17 protein-coding genes and 1 pseudogene are annotated in these 20,324 nt (G+C 64.9%); 10 read left to right on the top strand and 8 right to left on the bottom strand.

What is annotated here, in order from left to right:
* Positions 1 to 32: 32 nt before the first annotated feature.
* Positions 33 to 1,265, bottom strand: a complete 1,233-nt coding sequence (locus tag A3E1_RS0118950; protein WP_026208589.1) for an MFS transporter — start codon at positions 1,263 to 1,265, stop codon at positions 33 to 35.
* 96 nt (positions 1,266 to 1,361) lie between these two features.
* On the opposite strand from A3E1_RS0118950, the gene A3E1_RS0118945 reads away from it, so the two are divergent.
* Positions 1,362 to 2,150, top strand: coding sequence for a class I SAM-dependent methyltransferase (locus tag A3E1_RS0118945; protein ID WP_157631604.1), 789 nt, complete (start codon positions 1,362 to 1,364; stop codon positions 2,148 to 2,150).
* 3 nt (positions 2,151 to 2,153) lie between these two features.
* On the opposite strand, the gene A3E1_RS40955 is transcribed toward A3E1_RS0118945, so the two are convergent.
* Positions 2,154 to 4,370 (bottom strand): transglycosylase domain-containing protein, encoded by a 2,217-nt coding sequence (locus tag A3E1_RS40955; RefSeq protein ID WP_051105071.1) that lies wholly within the window; start codon positions 4,368 to 4,370, stop codon positions 2,154 to 2,156.
* A 136-nt stretch (positions 4,371 to 4,506) separates the two neighbouring features.
* On the opposite strand from A3E1_RS40955, the gene A3E1_RS0118935 reads away from it, so the two are divergent.
* The 4 genes from A3E1_RS0118935 to A3E1_RS0118920 all read left to right on the top strand — a co-directional run bounded on the left by A3E1_RS0118935 (position 4,507) and on the right by A3E1_RS0118920 (position 8,891).
* A complete protein-coding gene (locus tag A3E1_RS0118935) occupies positions 4,507 to 4,686 on the top strand; it encodes a hypothetical protein (protein WP_020522371.1) in 180 nt (59 codons plus the stop codon).
* 27 nt (positions 4,687 to 4,713) lie between these two features.
* Positions 4,714 to 7,575 carry a helix-turn-helix transcriptional regulator gene (locus A3E1_RS0118930; RefSeq protein WP_020522370.1) on the top strand — a complete coding sequence of 954 codons (2,862 nt, stop codon included), beginning with the start codon at positions 4,714 to 4,716 and terminating at the stop codon, positions 7,573 to 7,575.
* 258 nt (positions 7,576 to 7,833) lie between these two features.
* The gene (locus A3E1_RS47735; RefSeq protein ID WP_020522369.1) at positions 7,834 to 8,220 is read left to right on the top strand and encodes a hypothetical protein; all 387 of its coding nucleotides are present in this window, start codon (positions 7,834 to 7,836) and stop codon (positions 8,218 to 8,220) included.
* A complete protein-coding gene (locus A3E1_RS0118920) occupies positions 8,217 to 8,891 on the top strand; it encodes a BON domain-containing protein (RefSeq protein ID WP_020522368.1) in 675 nt (224 codons plus the stop codon). The genes A3E1_RS47735 and A3E1_RS0118920 overlap by 4 nt, the downstream gene beginning before the upstream one ends.
* An 86-nt stretch (positions 8,892 to 8,977) precedes the next feature.
* Here A3E1_RS0118920 and fdhF read toward each other — a convergent pair whose 3' ends face one another.
* The 3 genes from fdhF to A3E1_RS40950 form a co-directional block, all read right to left on the bottom strand.
* Positions 8,978 to 11,602: a formate dehydrogenase subunit alpha gene (gene fdhF / locus A3E1_RS0118915; protein WP_020522367.1), complete on the bottom strand. Its 2,625-nt coding sequence runs from the start codon at positions 11,600 to 11,602 to the stop codon at positions 8,978 to 8,980.
* Positions 11,599 to 13,155: an NAD(P)H-dependent oxidoreductase subunit E gene (locus tag A3E1_RS0118910; RefSeq protein WP_020522366.1), complete on the bottom strand. Its 1,557-nt coding sequence runs from the start codon at positions 13,153 to 13,155 to the stop codon at positions 11,599 to 11,601. The genes fdhF and A3E1_RS0118910 overlap by 4 nt, the downstream gene beginning before the upstream one ends.
* Before the next feature lie 457 nt (positions 13,156 to 13,612).
* Entirely contained in the window at positions 13,613 to 14,746 is a 1,134-nt protein-coding gene (locus A3E1_RS40950) for a baeRF2 domain-containing protein (RefSeq protein WP_020522365.1), read from the bottom strand.
* Positions 14,747 to 14,921: 175 nt separating this feature from the next.
* Between A3E1_RS40950 and A3E1_RS0118900 the strand changes: the two genes are divergently transcribed.
* From A3E1_RS0118900 to A3E1_RS48480, 3 genes and pseudogenes are all read left to right on the top strand, one after another.
* Positions 14,922 to 15,125 (top strand): DUF1918 domain-containing protein, encoded by a 204-nt coding sequence (locus A3E1_RS0118900; protein WP_020522364.1) that lies wholly within the window; start codon positions 14,922 to 14,924, stop codon positions 15,123 to 15,125.
* Positions 15,125 to 15,742, top strand: a pseudogene (locus A3E1_RS48485) (phosphoribosyltransferase); the annotation flags it as partial. The gene A3E1_RS0118900 and the pseudogene A3E1_RS48485, both read left to right, overlap by 1 nt.
* 45 nt (positions 15,743 to 15,787) lie before the next feature.
* Positions 15,788 to 16,435, top strand: coding sequence for a dienelactone hydrolase family protein (locus A3E1_RS48480; protein WP_245571269.1), 648 nt, complete (start codon positions 15,788 to 15,790; stop codon positions 16,433 to 16,435).
* A gap of 357 nt (positions 16,436 to 16,792) precedes the next feature.
* Here A3E1_RS48480 and A3E1_RS0118890 read toward each other — a convergent pair whose 3' ends face one another.
* The gene (locus A3E1_RS0118890; protein ID WP_020522362.1) at positions 16,793 to 17,140 is read right to left on the bottom strand and encodes a nuclear transport factor 2 family protein; all 348 of its coding nucleotides are present in this window, start codon (positions 17,138 to 17,140) and stop codon (positions 16,793 to 16,795) included.
* An 84-nt stretch (positions 17,141 to 17,224) separates the two neighbouring features.
* On the opposite strand from A3E1_RS0118890, the gene A3E1_RS0118885 reads away from it, so the two are divergent.
* Complete coding sequence (locus A3E1_RS0118885; protein WP_020522361.1) at positions 17,225 to 18,262, top strand: NAD(P)-dependent alcohol dehydrogenase; 1,038 nt, start codon at positions 17,225 to 17,227, stop codon at positions 18,260 to 18,262.
* A 150-nt stretch (positions 18,263 to 18,412) separates the two neighbouring features.
* Complete coding sequence (locus A3E1_RS0118880) at positions 18,413 to 18,850, top strand: Hsp20/alpha crystallin family protein (RefSeq protein WP_020522360.1); 438 nt, start codon at positions 18,413 to 18,415, stop codon at positions 18,848 to 18,850.
* 249 nt (positions 18,851 to 19,099) lie between these two features.
* On the opposite strand, the gene A3E1_RS40945 is transcribed toward A3E1_RS0118880, so the two are convergent.
* Together A3E1_RS40945 and A3E1_RS0118870 are read right to left on the bottom strand one after the other, a co-directional pair.
* Entirely contained in the window at positions 19,100 to 19,801 is a 702-nt protein-coding gene (locus A3E1_RS40945; protein WP_157631602.1) for an HhH-GDP family DNA glycosylase, read from the bottom strand.
* A 49-nt stretch (positions 19,802 to 19,850) separates the two neighbouring features.
* On the bottom strand, positions 19,851 to 20,147 hold the full coding sequence (locus A3E1_RS0118870) for a DUF1540 domain-containing protein (protein ID WP_026208586.1): 297 nt from the start codon (positions 20,145 to 20,147) through the stop codon (positions 19,851 to 19,853).
* Positions 20,148 to 20,324 lie beyond the last annotated feature (177 nt).

Raw genomic sequence — 20,324 nt, 5'->3', positions numbered from 1 at the left:
TCCCGCCTGGGGCTGCTGATGGTCGACTGAACTCAGGTCTCGTCGGAGTGCGCGATGCGGGTCAGTTCACGCCACAGCAGCAGCACGAAGACCACCGAACCGCCGAAGGCGAACCAGAACGGTGCTGTGACACCGAAACGCGTGGCCAGCAGACCGCCGATCGCCGAGCCCACGACGAGTCCGCCGTAGACACTGATGGTGTTGACGCTGTTGACCCGGCCCTGCAGGTGCGCGGGAACGGCCCGTTGCCGGACGGTAATCGACGTGGTGCCCCAGATGAAGGCGTGCGCGCCGAAGATGAACATGACGACGGAGGCGAACCAGGCCGACGTCGTGATGGCCAGGCACAGGTGCGTCAGCGTCTCGATGATCAGGCCGACCCGCATGACGTTGCCGAGGCTCATCCGCCGCGTGATCCAGCCGTAGGACGCCGTCCCGGCGAGGCCGCCAAGGGCGGATACCGTCGTGAGTAGACCGAATCCAACCGCACCCATGCCGAGCCGGTCTTGGGCGTAGAGCACCAGGATCGACCAAGCCGCCCCGAACGTGACATTGAAGATCAAGATCGTAAGCGAGAGGGTACGCACCGCGGGATGCCGGATCGTCCAAGCGATACCTTCGGCGATATCACGGCGCAGGCTTACCGGCTTCTTCTCCTCGCCATCGTCCTTGGGAGGCAAGGAGACTCGCGACACGAGCAGCACCGCGGCGGCGACCAAAAGGGCCTCACCCGCGAACGGCCAGACGGCACCGGCAGCGAACAGAGCCGCACCAATGGGCGGGCCCGCGAGCTGGTTCAAGGTCAGGAATCCGGTCTGCAGCCGCTGGTTGGCGACCGACAGATCGGCCCGGGACACCAGCATCGGGGTCAGCGTCCCGGCGGTATTGTCCACAAACACTTCAGCGGTCGAGATCAGGCCGAGCGCGATGAGAACCAGCGTCCCGGTGACGACATCGGTCGCGATGGTGGCGACAAGCCCCGCCAGCACGGCAAGGCGGAAAAGGTTGGCCACGATGATGATCCGGCGCCGGTTGAACCGGTCCGACAAAACACCGGCATAGAGGCCGAACACGAGAGGTGGCGCCCAGCGCAGCAGGGCGGCCATCGAGATCAGGAAAGGGTCATCCGTAAGAGTGGCCATGAGCAACGGGCCGGCGGCGATCGCGATTCCATCGCCCAGGTTAGATGCCCACGAGGACGCCATCAGCCAGCGGAAACCAGTTCCGAGCCGATGAGGCACGAGCGTCTCACTAAGCCTTGTCACAAGATCGTGACCCTATGCCGCCCACACCGTGAACGCAAACGCGATTTCACGTCTGACCTCGTCAGCCAATGGCCGCCGCACGATATGTTGACGGTCATGAGTGAGCGGATCTGGGCTGACGGGCAGGCCTATGAGCGGTATGTGGGCCGGTGGAGCCGTCTGGTCGCGCAAAAGTTCGTGCGATGGGTGCGGGTGCCGTCGGGTCAGCACTGGCTCGATGCCGGTTGCGGGACAGGCGCCCTCACCGAGACGATTCTCACGCACGGCGAGCCGGCGAGTATCACGGGTGTTGACCCGTCAGCTGGGTTCATCTCCGTGGCCCGTGAGACGGTCACCGATCCACGGGCCACGTTTCACGTTGGCAACGCACAGGAGTTGCCGTTGGCGGACCGCAGTGCGGACGTCGCCGTTTGCGGGCTCGTCCTCAACTTCGTACCAGAACCCGCTCTTGCTCTTGAAGAATTCGCCCGTGTGCTGAAACCCGAAGGCGTTATGGCGGCTTACGTTTGGGACTATGCCGAGGGCATGGAGATGATGCGGCACTTCTGGAATGCCGCAGGCGAACTCGATCCCCGCAAGGCCAATGTTGACGAGGGACTGCGGTTTCCGTTGTGCCGGCCAGAACCGTTGCGGCAGCTGTGGTCTGACGCCGGGCTGGCTGACATCACCGTCACGGCGATTGAGATCCCTACCGTTTTCAAGCACTTCGACGACTACTGGACGCCGTTCCTCGGCGGGCAAGGGCCAGCGCCGGCATACACGATGTCGTTGCCGGACAAAGATCGCGATGCCCTGCGCGATCTCCTCCGGGAACGTCTTCCTGTCGCCGCTGACGGCACGATCGCGCTGACCGCCCGTGCCTGGGCGATCCGCGCGACGGTCTAGCGGCTACCTCGGCCAGCGCGGCGGCTTGCTGCGGTCAGGCTTGGGCCACTCGCGGTCGCGGCCGAAGGTGGCGGGGAATTCGCCCGCGTTGCGGTCGCCGAGTCTTCCGCCCGTGCCATCGGTCATCCGCTTAGCGGGCAGTTGCAACACCTTGTGGGCTTCGTTCATAAAGTTCTCCCACATCTGGCCGGGCAACCCGGAGCCAAAGATGTTGTTGCCCTTTGGATCTTTGATGGGCGTGGCATTGTGGTCACGGCTGCCAACCCAAATCGCCGTAGCGATCTGCTCGGTGTAGCCGACATACCAAGCGTGCGCGTTGGTGCCCGCGTTCTGGCCGTTTTCCCACGTGCCGCTCTTGGAGGCGACCTGACGTCCGCTCAGGGTGTGTCCTTGCGTCGACGGCACCTTCTTGAGCACATAGGTCACCTCATCGGCGACCGCCCGCGGGATGGTCTGCTTGGGAGCCAGCCGCTCGTCACCTGACGCCATCTTCTCCCAGGCGCCGGTCTGGCGGTTCTTGCGGTCGACCGACAGCAGGAAGTGCGGTGTGGCATACACGCCGTGCCCGGCCAGTGTCGCCATGCCACTGGCATGATCGATCACCGACACCGGGTACTGCCCGAAGCCAACGTGGTAATCGAAGGTGCTGCGCCCGGCCGGTACACCCTTGTCTAGATGCACTGGCTGGAACGGCGCGGTTGTCCACATTGTCTTGACGCCAGCGTTCTTGGCCATCGTGGCGACCTTGTCCGGGCCGATCTTCTGCGCGACTTTGAAGAACGCCACGTTGAACGACTGAATCATCAAGGTTTCCAAGGTGCAGCGCGTTCCGCAGGACAGCGAGCTGTTCTCGCGGCCCGCGTTCGCCACGTCAAACTGTGCGCCGTTGACGCCCTTCTTCATCTCACTGGCGTCCCAAATGGACTGTGTCGAGATGTTGGCGGCCAGTGCCGCTGCCAGCGTGTAGGGCTTGAACGACGAGGCCGGCGGGTGTGGCTCGGCATCGCTGGCCCAGTCGGTGTCGGTGCCCTTGTTGTTGCCGCCGTAATAGGCCAGCACACGCCCATTGCCGGGCTCGATCGCGACTCCCGCGGCGAGCAGGTTGTCCTTTTGCGCCCGCATGGGCGAACCCTCCGCGCCCCGGTTGAGCTGTGCTTCGAGTGCCGCCTGAGCCCGCGGGTCAATCGTGGTCACGATGCGCAGGCCCGCGCTCATCCAGTCGTTAAGGCCGCGGTCACGCAGCTCTTGCTTGACACCACGCTGTTCCAGCTCGGCCTCGATGTATTTGATGATGTGTCCCGTGGCACGGTCGTTGTAGCCCCAGGCCGCCGACTTGGCACTCTCTGGGCTTTGCAGCTCACCGGCCTTGGGAGCCTTGGGGTCGGCGGGCGCTGGATACTTCATGGCGTCGCGGTCCTGCTGGGACAGCCAATCCATCTCGATCATGTTGTTCAGGACGTAGGCCCAGCGGTCTTGCGCGTTCTGCGGGTTCTGAGCCGGGTCATAGCCGTCTTTGCCTTCGGGCTGGCGCAGCACCGCGCCGAGCACCGCCGCTTGAGCGACCGTGAGCGTCTCGAGCTTGTCCGGCGGGATAGCGAAATACGTCTCGGCCGCCGCCCCAATCCCGTGAGCTCCCCGTCCAAAGTAGACGGTGTTGAGGTAGAAGCTGAGGATCTGCTCCTTGGAGTAGTTGTCCTCTAACTTGCGAGCCATGATGGCTTCGCGAAGCTTGCGCGCGTATGAGATCTCCAAGTCACCAGCGGCCTGGCGTGCATACTGCTGCGTAATCGTGGAACCACCCTGTGTCTCACCGCCGGTGAAGTTGTTCCACGCGGCGCGGGCGATGCCGCCGAGATCGATGCCGTCGTGCTCGTAGAAATGCTTGTCCTCGCCCGCGATCAGCGCCTTCTGCACCTGAGGCGTGAGTTTCTCCAGCGGCACTTCGACCCGGTTTTGAGAGCCGAGCCGGGCCAGCTGGGTCGCGTTGTCGCGTGCGAAGATCTCTGTGTTGTTCGTCAAGTTCAGCTCGCCCGGCTCCTGCACCGAGTCGTAGAAGTAGGCGCCTCCGATGAGCCCGCCACCGGCGACGATGCCAGCAACGGCGAGCATCACGACCCGCTTCTTGTGACGGCCGGTGAGCCGTCTGCGGAACCGGCGCCAGAATTCGCCGGCCGCGGGGTTGTCGGCCAGCCATTTCGCTACCTGGGACTGCAGATTCATCGGGGGGCACCATCTCAGTCGGGGGCGTTTGCCAACACACATACCCCAAAAGCGGCTCTTTTGTCGCTGCCGAATTCGGATGATCGGTGGAGGGCACCGCTAGTATCCCCCGGCACACTTTCCGGGTGGGTGCGCTATGGGTTTTCTGAGCAAGGCACAGCGCCGGCTGCTGTGGACAAGTTTTGTTCTGCTGATCGGCAACGGCATCGCCGCCGCACGGCTCCTCGAAGATGCGACATGGTTATTTAGCCTGGTGGTCGCGGGTCTCGTGGCGGTCGTTCTGATCCAAGACGACGCGGAGTCGGTCCGCGAATAACGCAGAGCGAGCTCTATGCTTATGGGTATGGGGCAGCCCAAAGACCCCGAAAACGCCCATTTGTACGACCGGGCCGCTGAGCTCGCGATCATCCAGGATGCGGTCGCGGCCTCTGTGGCGGGCGATGGCGGGTTCATCGCTTTCGAGGGCCCGGCCGGCATGGGTAAGAGCCGTCTCCTCAGTGAAGCCGCAGTGCTATCAGGCGTGGCTGGATCTCTCGTGCGCACGGCTCGGGCCTCTGAGCTGGAGCGCGCACACAGCTATGGTCTGGTCCGCCAGCTCTTCGACCCGTTGCTGATGGCCGCGGACAACGATCAGCGCAGCCGCTGGCTCAACGGCACGGCCAGTCAGGCCACGGCCGTGATCGGGCCAGAGAGCCTCGCCACGCAGCCGGTCGGAGACTTCGCCGTGCTGCATGGGCTCTACTGGCTCACGGTCAACCTCTGCCAGGACGGCCCGCTCACGCTTATCTGCGACGACCTGCACTGGGCCGACGAACCGTCGCTTCGGTTCTTGGCCTATCTCTTGCCGCGCCTTGGCGAGTTGCCGGCGGCCGTCTTCGCCGGACTGCGGCCAGCCACAGTTGACGACAGCAGCCCGCTCTTGGACATGATCGTGTCTGACCCGGCATGTGTGACGGTCCGGCCGGGCCCTCTGTCGGTCGCGTCCACTTCAGCCCTGATCGAGGCCATGCTGGACTCCACACCGGACGGTGATTTCATCGCCACGTGCCACACGGCTAGCCGCGGCAATCCGCTGCTCCTACTGGAATGTGCCGAAGCCGCCAAGCAGCAGGGCTTCTCGCCCACCTCCGCGAATAAGGAACTCATTACCAAGGGCGCCAACGGTTTGCTCAACCGGCGGGTGCGGTCTTGGCTGCGGGCGCTGCCAGCCGAATGCACCCGGGTCGCCGAAGCCGTCGCCGTGCTCGGGGACAGTGCCTCGATCCCGTTCGCCGCCAAGCTATCCGATCTCGGCGAAACCGCGGTCCTAGATGCGGTGAGGCGCCTTCAAGCGGCGAACATCCTCGCGCCGGATTCCGCCAAGGCACCCAACTCCTGCCAGTTTGTTCACCCCCTCGTCCAGGCCACGATCTACGGCAACATCCCGGCGACACAACGCATTGAGGAGCACCGCCGGGCATGGCGCCTGCTGGAGTCGAGCCACCAGCCGGCCGAAGCTGTCGCGGCGCATCTCTTGCGATTGCCCCCACAGGACGATCCCGCCGTAGTGCACAGCTTGGAGAGCGCGGCGACTCAAGCACTCGCGCGTGGCGCCAACCAAAACGCGTACCAGTACCTCAACCGCGCGCTAGCGGAGCCGCTCACGTCAGGTCAGCGCCTGAGTCTGCTGCACCGGGCACGGGCCGCGGTTTACCGTGTCGACCTGACAAGTTTCGTCGCGCGGGCACGGGAAGCGTACGAGCTGGAGACTGACCGGACCGAAAAAGCCCGCACCGCAACGGAATTAGGCGTCGGACTGCTGCGCGCGGGCCGTTACGTCGACGGCCGGTCCTATCTGGCTGAGGCGATCACGCTGCTCCCATCGTCCGAACAGGACACCCGCCGCCGGTGCTTCGCCGCTCAAGCGGTTGTGATGCTGATGGTTCCGCACGAGAACGGGATACCTGAGTTCATCGACCAGTGCCGGGCACTGACACCCGTGCCGACCTATGGCGGCAAAGTGCTCGACGGCATCCTCGCGCTGTGGGAATGCCACGCACTGGAACCGCATGCGGTCGACCGGGCTCGCCGTGCCCTAGAAGGTGGAGCCGTCCAAATCGACCGTTCCTCCGAGGCGATCTTCCCGATCTGGATGACGCTGCTGGCAGCCGATGCCCCTGAGGTCATGGCGATCCTCAATGACGCGGTCGCCGATGTGCACCGTCGCGGATCGTCGACCGGTGCCGCCCTCGCGACAATGTTCCGTGCGCTCGGCTGGCTATGGCGCGGGGCGCTGCGCGACGCGGAACTCGATGCCCGCCAAGCGCTGGCACTCGTGGAGTCGACCCACATGGCCTCGGCGCAAGCACAGGTCGTGACTACCCTTGCCGAGGCGCTCCTAGCACAGGGCCGCGTTGACGAGGCGGCTCAAGTGCTCGCTCAGGTCGCCACGCCCGAAGGCATCGTCAACCTCGAGTACCAGCCGGTGGGGTATCAGACCTTGCTGTGCCACGCGCGGCTGTTGCGTGCGCGGGGCGACCACCTCGGCGCCTGTGAAGCGGCGCTCCGAGCCGGAAACTCCGACGAGGCCTTGGGCGGGTTCAATCCCGCGATCGTGCCGTGGCGCAGTGAAGCCGCTCTGAATCTGATCGCCTTGGGGAAGAAAGAAGAGGCCGCCGAGTACGCGTCGCGAGAACTGGACCTAGCCGTCAAGTGGCGCGCGAACCGGCCGATCGGCCACGCCAAACACGTTCTCGCCCTAGCGCGGCTCGGCGAGTCAGACGGTCTAGCCCTGCTCGACGAGGCCGTCAGCGACCTGGCCGCCTCCCCCGCCCGGCTGGACTACGCTCACGCGCTCTATGACTTGGGCGCGGCGATCCGCCGCAGCGGTCAGCGCAAAGAAGCCCGCGAACATCTGACGCTGGCCCTAGAGGTCGCCGAACAGTGTGGTGCCACAACGCTTTTCGAACGCGTGCGCACGGAACTCCTCGCCGCTGGAGGACATCCCGGCAAACATGCCGCCAGCGCCGAAACCGTGCTCACCCCAAGCGAATGGCGTGTCGCCGAACTGGCCGTCACCGGACAGACGAACCGCCAGATCCCGCAGGCGCTCTTCATCACGCCAAAGACCGTCGAAGTCCACTTGGGCAACATCTATCGCAAGCTCAACGTCAGCTCACGCCACCACCTCGCGGAAATGCTCAGCGAGCAACCCGGCACGGCGTAGCGCTTGTTCTAAACAGCGTCCGCCGGTTCGGTAGCGTGGCCGGGTGCGTTCAGCGGAGGATCTTCGGCAGCGCTGGCTTGAACGGCTCCCCATGCTTTTGACAAGGCCGGGGATGTGGGCAACGACTGGGCAGGGTTTCGACATACAGGCGCGTGGCCTCATGGATGACCTGTGTTTCCTTGACGGCCGCGATGCCGGCTACGACGGAGTGACGAAAGTCCTTGGCGCGTTTGCAAACTGGGCGTCGCGGGACCATTCATGGCTGTATTCGGTAAAGAGCGCCGCTGCGTTGAAGAGGTGGCGTCGGTATACGCCGAACAGTTCCACCAGCTCGGCTACCTGCCCGTCGACCGGCTACTGAATGAGGCCGAGTGGGATCTACTCAATGGCGACCTGCGTAAGCAGTTCGATGGCCATGATGTCCGCCGCAGCGAGGCCGAGCATCTGTTCGGGCCGCCGAGCCTGATAATAGGCAAACGTATCCCTTGCTACGCAACACCTTCCAGCCCAGGATGGATATTCTTCGACTGCTTCACCGAAGCAGCCACCAGATACATAGAGGGTGGTCAGCGGCGGAAGTCCTGCCACGAAGGGCCGTTTGGCACTGCCCGAACCGATGGCCGGGACAGGACGGTAACGGTATGACTATCCAGAAGAGCGTCACCATCAAGGATGGTGATCTGCAGGCGGACGTGCTCGACGAGCTGGCGTTTACCTCCGAGGTGAATCACGCCCACGTTGGTGTGTCCGCAAACGATGGCGTGATTACCCTGTCGGGTGAGGTCGACAGCCTGCCTGAACGTCTGGCGGCCGAACGGGCCGCGTTGCGTGTCAGCGGTGTCAAGGCGGTGGCTGACGAGATTATCGTCAGGCTGCCCGGCACGGTCGGTACCTCCGATATCGATATCGCCCAGGCCGCAGTCGCCAACCTGGACTCGGCCGTTGACGTCCCTCCAGACTCCGTGCAGGCCAAAGTCCGTAATCAGGTGCTCACCCTGACCGGCAAGGTCCGCTGGGACTATCAGCGCCGTGCCGCTGAACGCTGCGTCCGGTACCTGCGCGGACTCGTCGCCGTGGACAACCAGATCACTCTCGACCAGCCGATCTCGGTCAAAGGTGTCAAAGAAGCGATCGAATCGGCTTTCCAGCGCAATGCCCAGATTGATGCCAGCAACATCACCGTTGAGGTCAAGGATCACCACCTGGTCCTGCACGGCACCGTACGGTCCTGGGCCGAACACCGACAGGCCGAGCATGCCGCCTGGAACGTCCCCGGCGTGACAAGCCTCAGCAACCAATTGCACGTCAACCCGTAGCAACAGGGACACTTACCGACCGCCGCCGCCCAAATGACTATTCTTGCGGCGGCGGCCAGCCCATCACAGAAATAGCGCTGCACCCGCTAAGCCAGATCACCTTCCAGGCTTACCGCCGTCACCTTGAATTCGGGGCATGAGGTGACCTCGTCACGGCAATCCGACGTGAGCAGGTTTGTAGCTACGTCTGGGAAGTGAAACGCCATGAAAACCTGTCCGGGTGCTACCTGATCGGTCAGCCGGGCAGGCACCCAGACGATGCCCCGGCGGCTCGAAATTCGCACGATGGTTCCGTCGGTGATGCCCAGCTTGGCGCCGTCCGAAGGGTGGATGTCGATCGTTTCGCCGCTGAGCAGGCCCAGGTTGGGTGTGCGGCGGGTCATGGTGCCAGCGTTGTAATGCACGAGCCGCCTTCCCGTTATCAAGGTGAAAGGGAACTCCGCGCTCGGCTGTTCGCCTGGGGGGAGCCAGGGGCGTGCCGCTAGGCGTGCCCGGCCGGTCGGCGTGGCGAACCTGTCCCGGTATAGCTGCGCCTCCCCTGCCGCTTCCGGGTGCGGGCAAGGCCAGTGCAGGGCACCTTCATGGTCGAGCCGGGCATGGCTAACGCCGCGAAATAGGGGGGCTATGCGGGCGCATTCGTCCATCGCGTCGGCGGGTGTGCGGCAGCCGAGGTCGGCTCCGAGTGCTGCGGCCATTGCGTGGATCACGTCGAAGTCGGTGTGGGCTGAGGCGAGGGCCGGGCGGACGCGCTGGAAGCGCCGGTCAAAGTTGACGAACGTGCCGTCTTTTTCCAGGAAGGAAGCTCCGGGCAGCACGACGTCTGCCACGGCCGCGGTGTCAGACAGGAAGATCTCCTGGCTTATCACGAGATCGCAGGCGTTCAAGGCCGCCCTCACGTGGCCGGCGTCAGGATCAGTTTGCAGGATGTTCTCACCGAAAACCCACAGTGCCTTGAGCTGGCCGGCCATCGCCGCGTCGAACATCTGCGGAATCCGGAGCCCCGGAGTCGCCGGAATGCTTGACCCCCAACACGATTCAACTGCTGCCCGCAGTTGGGCATCAGCCACCGGCTGGTAGCCCGGGAGCAAGTCGGGCAGCGCACCCATATCTGAAGCACCCTGCACATTGTTCTGGCCCCGCAAGGGATTCGCCCCGCCACCGCTGGCCGTTCCGACGGCACCGCGCAGGATGGCGAGGTTGGCCAGCGTCCGCACACCGTCGGTGCCGTGCGCGTGCTCGGTCACCCCAAGGCCATAGAAGATCATCGGGAAGGCCGCCGTGCCATACAGTTGCGCGGCCCGCTCCAGCTCCCCTGTGGGCAGTTCCTTTTCGGGGTACGCGGAAAGCAGCTCACAAAGCTCCTCAAGCCCCTCGGCACGGGTTTCAAGGAACTCCCGGTCGATCCAGCCGTTCTCCCATAGCAGGTGAGCCAGCCCGTTGAACACGGCAACGTTGTCTCCGGGGGCACAGCGCACATGCACATCCGCCATGCGGGCGAGTTCCGTGCGGCGAGGGTCGATCACAACAAGCTTGGCGCCCGCCAGGACGCGTTGCTTGATGCGGGCACCGATGACGGGATGCGCTTCGGTGGGATTGGCGCCGACGATCAGGAAACAGTCCGCCTTGTCGATGTCTTCGGCGGCATTGGTGCCCCCGGCGAGCCCGAATGATGCGGTGAGCCCGGCCGCAGACGGCGCATGGCAGATCCGCGAGCAGTTGTCGATGTTGTTGGTGCCGATGGCGACCCGGGCCAGTTTCTGCATCAGGTAGTTCTCTTCGTTCGTCGCCCGCGCCGAGGAGATGACCGCCACCGAGTCTGGCCCGTGATCGGCGATGATTTGCCGAAGCCGTTGCGCCGTATAGGCTATGGCCTCGTCCCACGAGGCCGGCCGCAGACTTCCGTCGCGGCGAATCAGCGGTGTGGTCAGCCGGTCAGGTGAGGTCACAAAGCCGAAGGCGAATCGTCCTTTGACGCAGGCATGGCCACGGTTTACCGGCCCGTTGCGGTGCGGCGTGATCTGCGTGATGCCGTTGCCTCCAAGGTGGACATCGACCGAGCATCCGACACCGCAATAGCCACACGTCGTCGTCACCACCCGGGATGCTTCGTCCAGCGATCCCGGGCTGGTGAGCGCACCGGACGGGCAAGAGTCAACGCATGCCCCGCAGGCCACACAGTCTGACTGCGCCCACGACCCCGGGCCAGGCGCAACGACGGCGTGCGCGCCGCGCCCCGCCAGCGTGAGCGCGAACGTACCCTGTACCTCATCGCACATGCGCACACACCGTCCACATGCGACACACAGATCCCGGTCGAGATGGACATACGGATGGGTTTCGTCGACACCCTGCCCTCGCGCCGTACCAGCCGTGGTAACACCCAGCTTCCGGCATGCCCGCGCCAGTTCGGTCGGCATACCCAGCGCGGACGCGGGCAGCCGTGACACCATGAGCTCAAGTGTCTGGCGGACCAGCGCCACGGTCTGCGTATCGGCGGTGCTGATGTTCAGCGCCTCCGAGGCACGCGTAACGCACGCCGCCACAACCCCCTGCTGGTCAGTCTTGACCAGGCACACACGGCAGGCGCCGGTGGGTTTTAGTCTGTCATCGTGGCAAACCGTTGCCACGTCATGACCGGCAATCCGGACGGCGTCCAGAATGGATGCTCCATCGGGCACGGTCACCGGCTTCCCGTCGACGGTGAGTTTCATCGCTGCCCCAGAGCTTTCCGCAAGCTGCGCACCGCACGCGGGACGCCGCGGCCAAACGCGCACAGACTCGCTTTTTCCATCAGGCCCAGGTATTTCTCCGCAGCCGCCGGGTCAGCGGCACCCAGTGCGGTGCCTTCCCGGCACGGCGTACATGTGCCGCAGCTTTCTGAGGCCGCGAACTCCCACAGATGATGCTCCAGTGCCACAGGTGAAACCCGCTCATCGATAGCGACGATCCCGCCATGCCCGAGGGCGGCACCGGCGGCGGTTAAGGCCGAGTCGAGCAACGGAACGTCAAGCTGGTGCAGGCCAAGGAATCCGCCAAGCGGCCCGCCGATCTGCACCGCGGCCAAGCGCAACCCATCTCGCAGTCCTCCACCAAGGTCCTCGACAAGCTGGCGGACCGTCACTGACCCCAACTCCACCTCGTAAGCCCCCGGCCGGCGGAACATTTCGCTGAGGCACACCAGGATCGTTCCTGTTTCCGGTGCCTGCCCGAGGCGGGCATAGGCTGCGCCACCGCCGCTGACGATGGTGGGAACACTGGCCAAGGTCTCCACGTTATTGACCGCGACTCCTTGCTGCGCGGGGTATGGCGGCTTGGCTGTCACGGTCGCCCGCCGTCCCGCCAGCGACCGCAGCAACGATGTCTCCTCTCCAGCCACATAGGAACCCGCGCCACGTATCACCATCACCTCAAACACTTCTGGAGTGAGGAACCCGGAGTCCCGAGCCCGCTTCACTGCCGACGTCATCGACACGAACGCGGCGGGATACTCCGAACGGACGTAAACGAAGCCCTCCTTCGCCCCACAGGCCAGACCGGCAAGAGCAAGACCTTCAAGAACCTTCTCCGGGTACCGCTCCATCAGCAGACGGTCTGAAAACGATCCCGGATCGCCCTCATCGCCATTCGCCACCACATAGCGCACCCCGGGAAACCCCGCGACCGCCTGCCACTTCTTCGCCGTGGAAAAGCCCGCTCCACCACGCCCCCGCAACCCGGCGACCGCGACCTCACGCAGCACCTGATACTTGCCACCCGAGCTGCGCACCTGGCTCCAAGCCGTCCACGGCGGCGCCGAGTCGATGAGCGACGGATGCGAAAGGACACTCACCGGGACCGCCGGTGCCTTCCGGGGCGCCTGCCCGGCAAGCTGGGCCGCCAAATCTGGCCCAGCGCAAGGGGTTTCACCATCGAGCGCGGCCGGGCCGGCATAGCAATAGCCAAGACAATGCACACCCTGCAGCGAAACCTCACCGTCGGCCGAACACCCGCCCACCGTGACCTGCACGGCATTCTCCACGTCACGGACATGCCCGCCACCACCGCTAGCGGCAAAGCACGCCGTTCCGGTGCAAACGCGGATATGCCGACGGCCCCACCGCCCCGCGAAGTCCGCATAATACGAAGCGGCCCCATGCACGACGGCCACCGGCACCTCAAGCACACGGGCAAGGTCCTGCTCACCCGGCGCCGTGATGACGCCAGGCCAGGCCTGAGCACTGCGAAGGCCCTCCGTCACGCGATGCCCAGCAGCGAACTCCCCCACCACCAACTCCCTACTTCGATACCTCCATTGTCATATCAAGCACCCGGCCCACCGGGTCAACAACGGACGAACAGGTCCCAGACTCTCCACAGGATCCGCGGCGTGAGTGAGCTATACCCGGGCGTACAGGATTGGCTCGTTATCGCAACCATCTACGTCAAATATGACGGCGCTGGCGTGGTAGTGACGATGATGCGCTCCGGACGGCGCCTAAGGCACATCGGCCCAGCCGGGGAAGTACGCGACGCCGGCCGGCGTCTAGACGCTGACTTAGCCTGGTTCCCGGCCCCAGCGCGCAGGCTTTCCCGGCCCGATCGGCGAGCCCGCGGTTTGCCGCACGCCCGGATGGGATCAGGCAACGGGTGCGGGGTTCGGGGATGCCCAACGGGTCCGGCGCGGTAGACCCCACCCGGCAGCACCCCGCCGTAACTCGCCCCGTTTTGGTCTACGGCACGCATCAGCTCACGGCGGGCGCCGGGCGATAGCGGCATAGCCCGCCAATGTGGCCGTCGAATGCCGCGGCTTGGGCGGCGGTGAGCACGTGCACGCTGGCGCCGGTGAGCAGCGCTGCCCGAACGGCGATATCTGCCAGCCCTCCGGCGATCAGCGGCACGTCTGGTGTGGCTTGCGGACGCTCGGTACACAAGATGCCTGGCCCGGCCCAGGCCTGCCGTTCGCTAGCGGGTTCGCCGGTGACGAACAGCGTTTGCAGCCGACCTTCAGCCAGCGCTGCCAGTGTGGCGGGCACACCCTCCACGGCATCTCCGATGGGGCTGGAGGTGCTTTGGTCTAGTAGCGCCGCGGTGCGGGTGTTGGCATACTCGGCGACGGCATCGGCGACGGCGCGCAGGTGTGCCTGCGTCGAGCCATCTGGGCTGCGCCCGCCGCGTACCACGCTCACGTGCAGGTCGCGTCGCACGTGTTTGTGCAGGTGGTCGCGGAGCATCTGGACGGCCCGCACATCGCCTGCGATCACCAGCAGGTCGGCTTTGACCGCGTCAAATGCTTCGACAGCCGACTGGGCGACGGCCACGGCGTTGTGGTGCCACGAGTCTTCCGCACGCCGCTGGTAGCGGGCCTGAGCCCAGCCGCCGGGGGCGTTGCGTTCGATCTCATCGTCGGGCCCGGTCACCGTGACGGTGTTACCCGCGAGCGCTGCGGCGGGTACGGCCGTCACCTCGGCGCCCGCACGATCGATAAGCACAGATACGTAGGCGGGATGTTGCTGCCACCAGGCCAGCAGCGGCAGCAGCTCCGGCGGCGCTGAATACCGGGCCCGGTCGGCTGTCACTACACCAGGCATAGGCTGCGCCAAGTGGATGGTCCCCGCTGAGGCCAGCAACGCGTACCCGGCCGCCGCCACAGGTGTGACAGCCAGCGCGGCGATATGTTGCTCAATAACGGCCAGGGTTGGTTTGTCGATGCCCTGCGCACGCAGTTGCTCTGCCAGCTTCCGCCAGCGGGTTCGCAGGTCTTCTCCGATGTCGAGGTCCACAGCTTTCGGTACTGCGTGAAGGAACACGCTTGCACGTGGCTGCAAGTCACGTACCAGGTCAAGTAAATCGGCAGGGGCGATCGATGCGGTAGTCATACCTGCAAGCCTTCGCTTAGCGCCTGACCGGATTCAGTGCCATCCGGCCTGCGGTGCGGTGACCTTCGCCCGTCAATACCCGGGCATAAGGGTCCAAGGTCCCTACCGGCCTGGCGCAAGTCAGGCTCACAGTGAAGCGGGGAGCAGCATTCGCCGGCCATCTAAGGGACTGATCATGAAGGCAAAAGTCGGAGACAGACTGGTGCTGGAAAGCCATCAGCTTGACGTCGCGCGCAGGGTAGGCGTCGTGACGCGCCTGCAGCACGAGGACGGCAGCCCACCGTACTGGGTCCGGTGGCTCGACACCGCGCATGAGGCGCTGTATGTCCCTGGGCCTGACTGTCATATCGAATTCAAACCCTCTGGCGGGCAGGCGTGATGTTCGCCGATCGCCGCCACGCTGGACAGGAACTTGCCAGACGGCTGTCGGGGTTGCGGGGACAGGATGTGGTGATCCTGGGCCTGCCCCGTGGCGGGGTACCCGTGGCTTTCGAAGTCGCGCAAGCTTTGCAGGCCCCGCTGGATGTCATTGTGGTGCGAAAACTTGGCGTGCCCGGGCAGCCGGAACTGGCCATGGGCGCCGTTGGCGAAGGAGACGTGCTGGTTCTCAACCTGCCGGTGATCCGGATGGCCGGGGTGACTGAGGAAGAACTGGCCAGCGCCCAGCACGCTGAAACCGGGCAGGTGCACCGGCGGGCAACCCTGTTTCGCTCCGGCCGGGCACCTGTAGCGCTGGCCGGGCGGATCGCTGTCATCGTCGACGACGGCATCGCCACGGGATCCACCGCCGCGGCGGCCTGCCAAGTGGCCAGGGCCTACGGTGCGGCAAAGGTTGTCCTTGCGGTACCAGTCGCTTCCGCCGACGCGCTCGACAGGCTTCGCGCCACCGCTGACGAAGTCGTATGCGCCCATACGCCACTGCGGTTTCAGGCTGTCGGCGAATGGTATGCCGACTTCCGCCAGGTTTCCGACGACGATGTTGTCGCCTTGCTCTCCAAGGCGACAACAGGACCGGCCGGTTCATCCGGCTTGCCTTCCACGATCGAAGGTGAGGTGCAGGTGAACGCGGGAGCCGTTGCTCTGGCCGGGAACCTCACCGTGCCGGCGGGCGCGTCAAGTGTGGTCATCTTCGTGCACGGCAGTGGCAGCAGCCGCCACAGCCCCCGCAACACCTACGTTGCCCAGGTGCTTAACGAAGCGGGTATCGCCACGCTTCTGTTCGATCTGCTCACCACCGGCGAAGAGGCAAACCGGGCGAACGTTTTCGACATCGAACTGCTCGCCGGGCGGCTAACTGCGGTAACCGCGTGGGTGCGCGCCCAGCCGTGGGCGGCCACGCTGCCGATCGGCTGGTTCGGCGCCAGCACCGGCGGCGGTGCTGCGCTGTGGGCCGCAGCCGAGCCCGGTGCTGATGTGGCTGCTGTCGTTTCCCGGGGCGGACGGCCAGACCTCGCGATGAGCCGCCTGTCTGCCGTACGCGCACCCACGCTGCTCATCGTCGGCGGCGCCGACGACATGGTGCTTGAGCTCAACCGTGAAGCGGCTGACGAACTGCGGTGCCCGCACGAGCTTTCCGTCGTTGCGGAGGCGACACACCTGTTTGAGGAGCCGGGAACCCTTGCCTCGATGGCACATCTGGCCCGCGACTGGTTCACCCAGCATCTCAAACACGCGACAGGCACCATTTGACACCTTCAGCCGATCGGCTAACTCCCCGGAATGGAGGATCTGATGAGGCTTTCGGCGAAGCTGCCATGGCTACGCCAGGGATGGCAGCAGTTGTGGCCCTCGGGCCGGCAGGGACGAGGCGACCACCGCGTTATGGAGGCCGGCAACCGGGCTCAGCCGCATTACAGCCGCAAGCTGCGGCGCATGCTTACTCGTCTCTTCCGGTAGCCCCGCGGACATCAGGGACACCCGTTGCCGCAGTGGGTTCGGCACCGAGTTCTTCTGCCGTGCATTGAGGCCGGCTATTACGCTCACCGGCGTTCGGCCGCCCCGGCCTCGAATGCGATGCGTTGAGGCTTACGCCTTTTGCGTGCCCAATTAGTCTTGCTGAACGGTGTATTTGACGGTCTGAACACGGATTTGACCGTTGTGAAAGATGAATGTATCGACTCCGTCGTCGACGTGACGGCCTTTGCTGCGTGCCTTCCATTCCAGGTACAGCACGTCGTCGGCGAAGACGGTGTCAAGGTCCCATGCCGCCTGCGGCACATCTTGCAGGAGCTGGGTGAAGACGGCCCTTGCGCCGTCTTTGCCCCGGTAGATCTTGCCTTGCACCACAAGGATGGCGTCGTCGGCGTAATCGGAGACGATATCTTCGAGGTTCTCGGCACCCAGGGCTTGCCCGTGGTGCGTGAACACTTCCTCGGCACTGCGCATTGCTGTCATGGCTACCCCCGGCGGATCAGGATGCTCACTTTGATTCTCCATGTGTGCGGCGGCCGGGGCAGCGATATCGACTAGGCTGAAGCGGTGAAGGCCGTCCGGCTCCACGCTTACCATGAGCGTCCACGCCTGGAACAAATCACCATCCCGGCGATCGAATCGCCGTATGACGTTCTGGTCGATATCGGTGGCGCCGGCTTGTGCCGCACCGACTTACACATCGTCGAAGGGCAGTGGGCCGATCGTAGCCATGTCCGGCTGCCGTACACGCTGGGCCATGAGAACGCCGGCTGGGTCCGGCAGGCCGGCCCGGCGGTGGAGCATTTGCGGCCTGGTGACACCGTCATTTTGCATCCGCTAATCACCTGCGGCTTCTGCCGGGCTTGCCGGGCCGGTGACGACGTCCACTGCCAGGCCAGCAAGTTCCCGGGCATCGACACCGACGGCGGAATGGCGCAGGTTCTGCGCACGACTGCCCGCTCGGTCGTCAAGCTGCCACCGCACATCAGCCCGGCCGATGTCGCGGCACTCGCCGACGCAGGCCTGACGGCCTACCACGCGGTCAAGAAAGCCGTGCCGCACCTGTACCCAGGAACGACCTGTGTCGTCGTGGGCGCCGGCGGCTTGGGGCACATCGGCGTCCAGTGCCTTCGGGCGCTGACCGCGACACGCATCGTGGTCCTGGACCCGAACGAGGAAGCACTCGCACTTACGCCTGACTGGGGCGCCAGCGAAACCATCCTCGCTGACGGCACACACGTCCAACGGGTACTGGAACTCACCGACGGCAAAGGCGCCGAAGTAGTCCTCGACTTTGTGGGCGAACGTGGCGCCGAGCAAGACTCGTGGGCCATGACCAGGCGCGCCGGCAGTCACTACGTCATCGGATACGGTGGCACCATCCAGCTGCCCGCGATTGACGTCATCTCCACTGAACGCAACGTCATCGGCAACCTCGTCGGCTCCTACAACGACCTCGCTGAGCTGATGGCACTGGCCGCAACCGGGCAAGTGAAGCTGCTGACCCACCAGTACCCACTCGACGCGGTCAACGACGCCATGGACGATCTCGACGCCGGGCGCCTGCGTGGCCGCGGCATCCTGATCCCTGATCGCCTCACCTAGACAGCGCCTCACCGCCGGTGCGCCTTGTCGAACCGTGCACATTTCAAGGCCGAGCCGGGTCGGGCTCATCTGTGGTTTGGCCCAGGTGACCGGCAATCGTCTGATGAGATGTGATTGAAGGGTTTTGGACTCAGGCATGGGGGAAGAGTGATGACTACGCTGGTACCACGCCTATTTGGGCGGCTGGATGATCTGCTGGATTGGGATCCCGCGCACACGCACCTGATCCGGGTAGAGGAAAGCGTCGAAGACAACGCCTACAAGATCCGCGCCGAGCTGCCTGGCATGGAGCCTGCTGACATCAAGGTCTCCGTGGACCACGGCATGCTCAGCATCGATGCCGAACGCACCAAGCACAAGAAAGGAAACCACCGCACCGAATTCCGGTACGGCGCACTGCACCGGTCGGCGACGCTGCCACCGGGCGCCGACGAGGCCAACATTCACGCCAGCTACGACAAGGGGATCCTGGAAGTCACCATCCCCGTGGCCAAGAAGGCTCCAGCGGGCCGCACGATCGCGATCGAAACAGCCAAGCCAGAATCCAGTGCCGGCAAACCAAAGGCCGTTTCCGCCAACCGCAAGTGAATGGCCGGCGGTCATCAACTTCGGCCTGAATAGTCTGTGCGGGGAGTAGCGTCGGCCACGGTTAGGCAGAGCATGATGACAGCCGCGAGGCACATATCGTGGCGCGGGGCCGCCTGTGCCTGACGCTGGCGCCTGCATGGGTGGGCGGAAACCGTATTCGGCAGCCCGGGCGTTTCGGATAAGGAAGTGCTGATACAGGCCAGGGATGTGATGAACAGGCCGGCTGGGGGACCGCTGTGGCGCACCCATTCACTGCCCCTGATTAATTGCGGCGCATGCGGGGCCGCCCGGACATCCGCCCATGTGTGCGGCGTGGCGAAGGGCAAGCTGAACCAGGCCGCCTTCTAGATCCCGTGGATCCAGCCCTGCGGCGTGGGCGAGTCCAGTGATTTGCGTCAGCGGCGGGTCCGTGTCCGTGAGCAGACGCAGATGGTGAGCGGCGGCCAGCGCGTGCTCGTCCAGCGGCGGGTCGGCACCGTCCCAGACCCCGCGCAGCTCACGCAGGAAAATACCGGCGGTGACGGGTCCCCAGCCCGGCAGTGCGTCGAGGGCGGCATGTAACGCTGGATAGGTGTCCGCCTCGCGGGCAATGGCCGATACCCGCCCGCCGTATCGCTCGTGAACACGTTCGGAAAGGTCCAGCAGCCTGGTTGCCGTCCGGAAGTCGTAGCGGACGTAACCGCCCTGGTCCAGGAGGCGGACAAGATCCGCCCACAATAGATGCCTGGCCTGATCGACTCTGACGAGACCGGCCCGGTCAAGCTCATGAAACGCCTGCCCCACAATCCTGGCCGAGATGCGGGCGCCGAACAGCGTGGCTGCCAGAAACCACCGCTCCACCTCATCGTCGCCGCCGTCAACATCGATGCCGAGCGTGCACGATACCCGGCCCCCGAAGACGTCCACGACCTTTCGCGCTAGCGCCATGCGCTGGCGAGCATGCATTGACATGGCCTCAGCCCAGTACGCGGCAACTGGCCCCGTGAGGGCCTGGAAGGCATCACACGGGCTGGAGAACGGGCTGGTAGGTCACGCAGCTGGGCAGGTCTGCCTGCATGCCCACGGAGATACCTGGCGCCTGGCACTCCAGATCGACGTTGTGCGCGCAGTCCAGCATCTTGCAGGCACCGACGTGGCCGGGGGTGGAACGGTCCCCGCCCTTCATCGCGACCCCGAAGTACGTCTCGCAGCTGGCCTGGCCTTTGTTGCCGACAGTGATCGCCAGTGCGTGGCACACCTTGGCGATGTTGTATGCACACTGCCCAGCCGCGCAGTTGTTCACCACGGGCATCTCCATCTCCCACACCCCACTTTCGTTGGCGTCCCAGCAGGGGCCCCTCGCCTCGTACTGTCCGCAGGCGTTCGGTGGGCGGCCATAGGCTCGATTTGTGTCAATCCCTGCCAGGCTTCCACTGCGACTAACCTGCGGCCCCGGGACTCACCTATTGTCGGCTGTTTTCTCGCAGTGTGCTGG

Source organism: Catelliglobosispora koreensis DSM 44566, assembly GCF_000379685.1.
Lineage (GTDB): Bacteria > Actinomycetota > Actinomycetes > Mycobacteriales > Micromonosporaceae > Catelliglobosispora > Catelliglobosispora koreensis.
The sequence above is the reverse complement of the archived record's forward strand: the minus strand, read 5'-3'. Positions and strand labels throughout refer to the sequence as shown.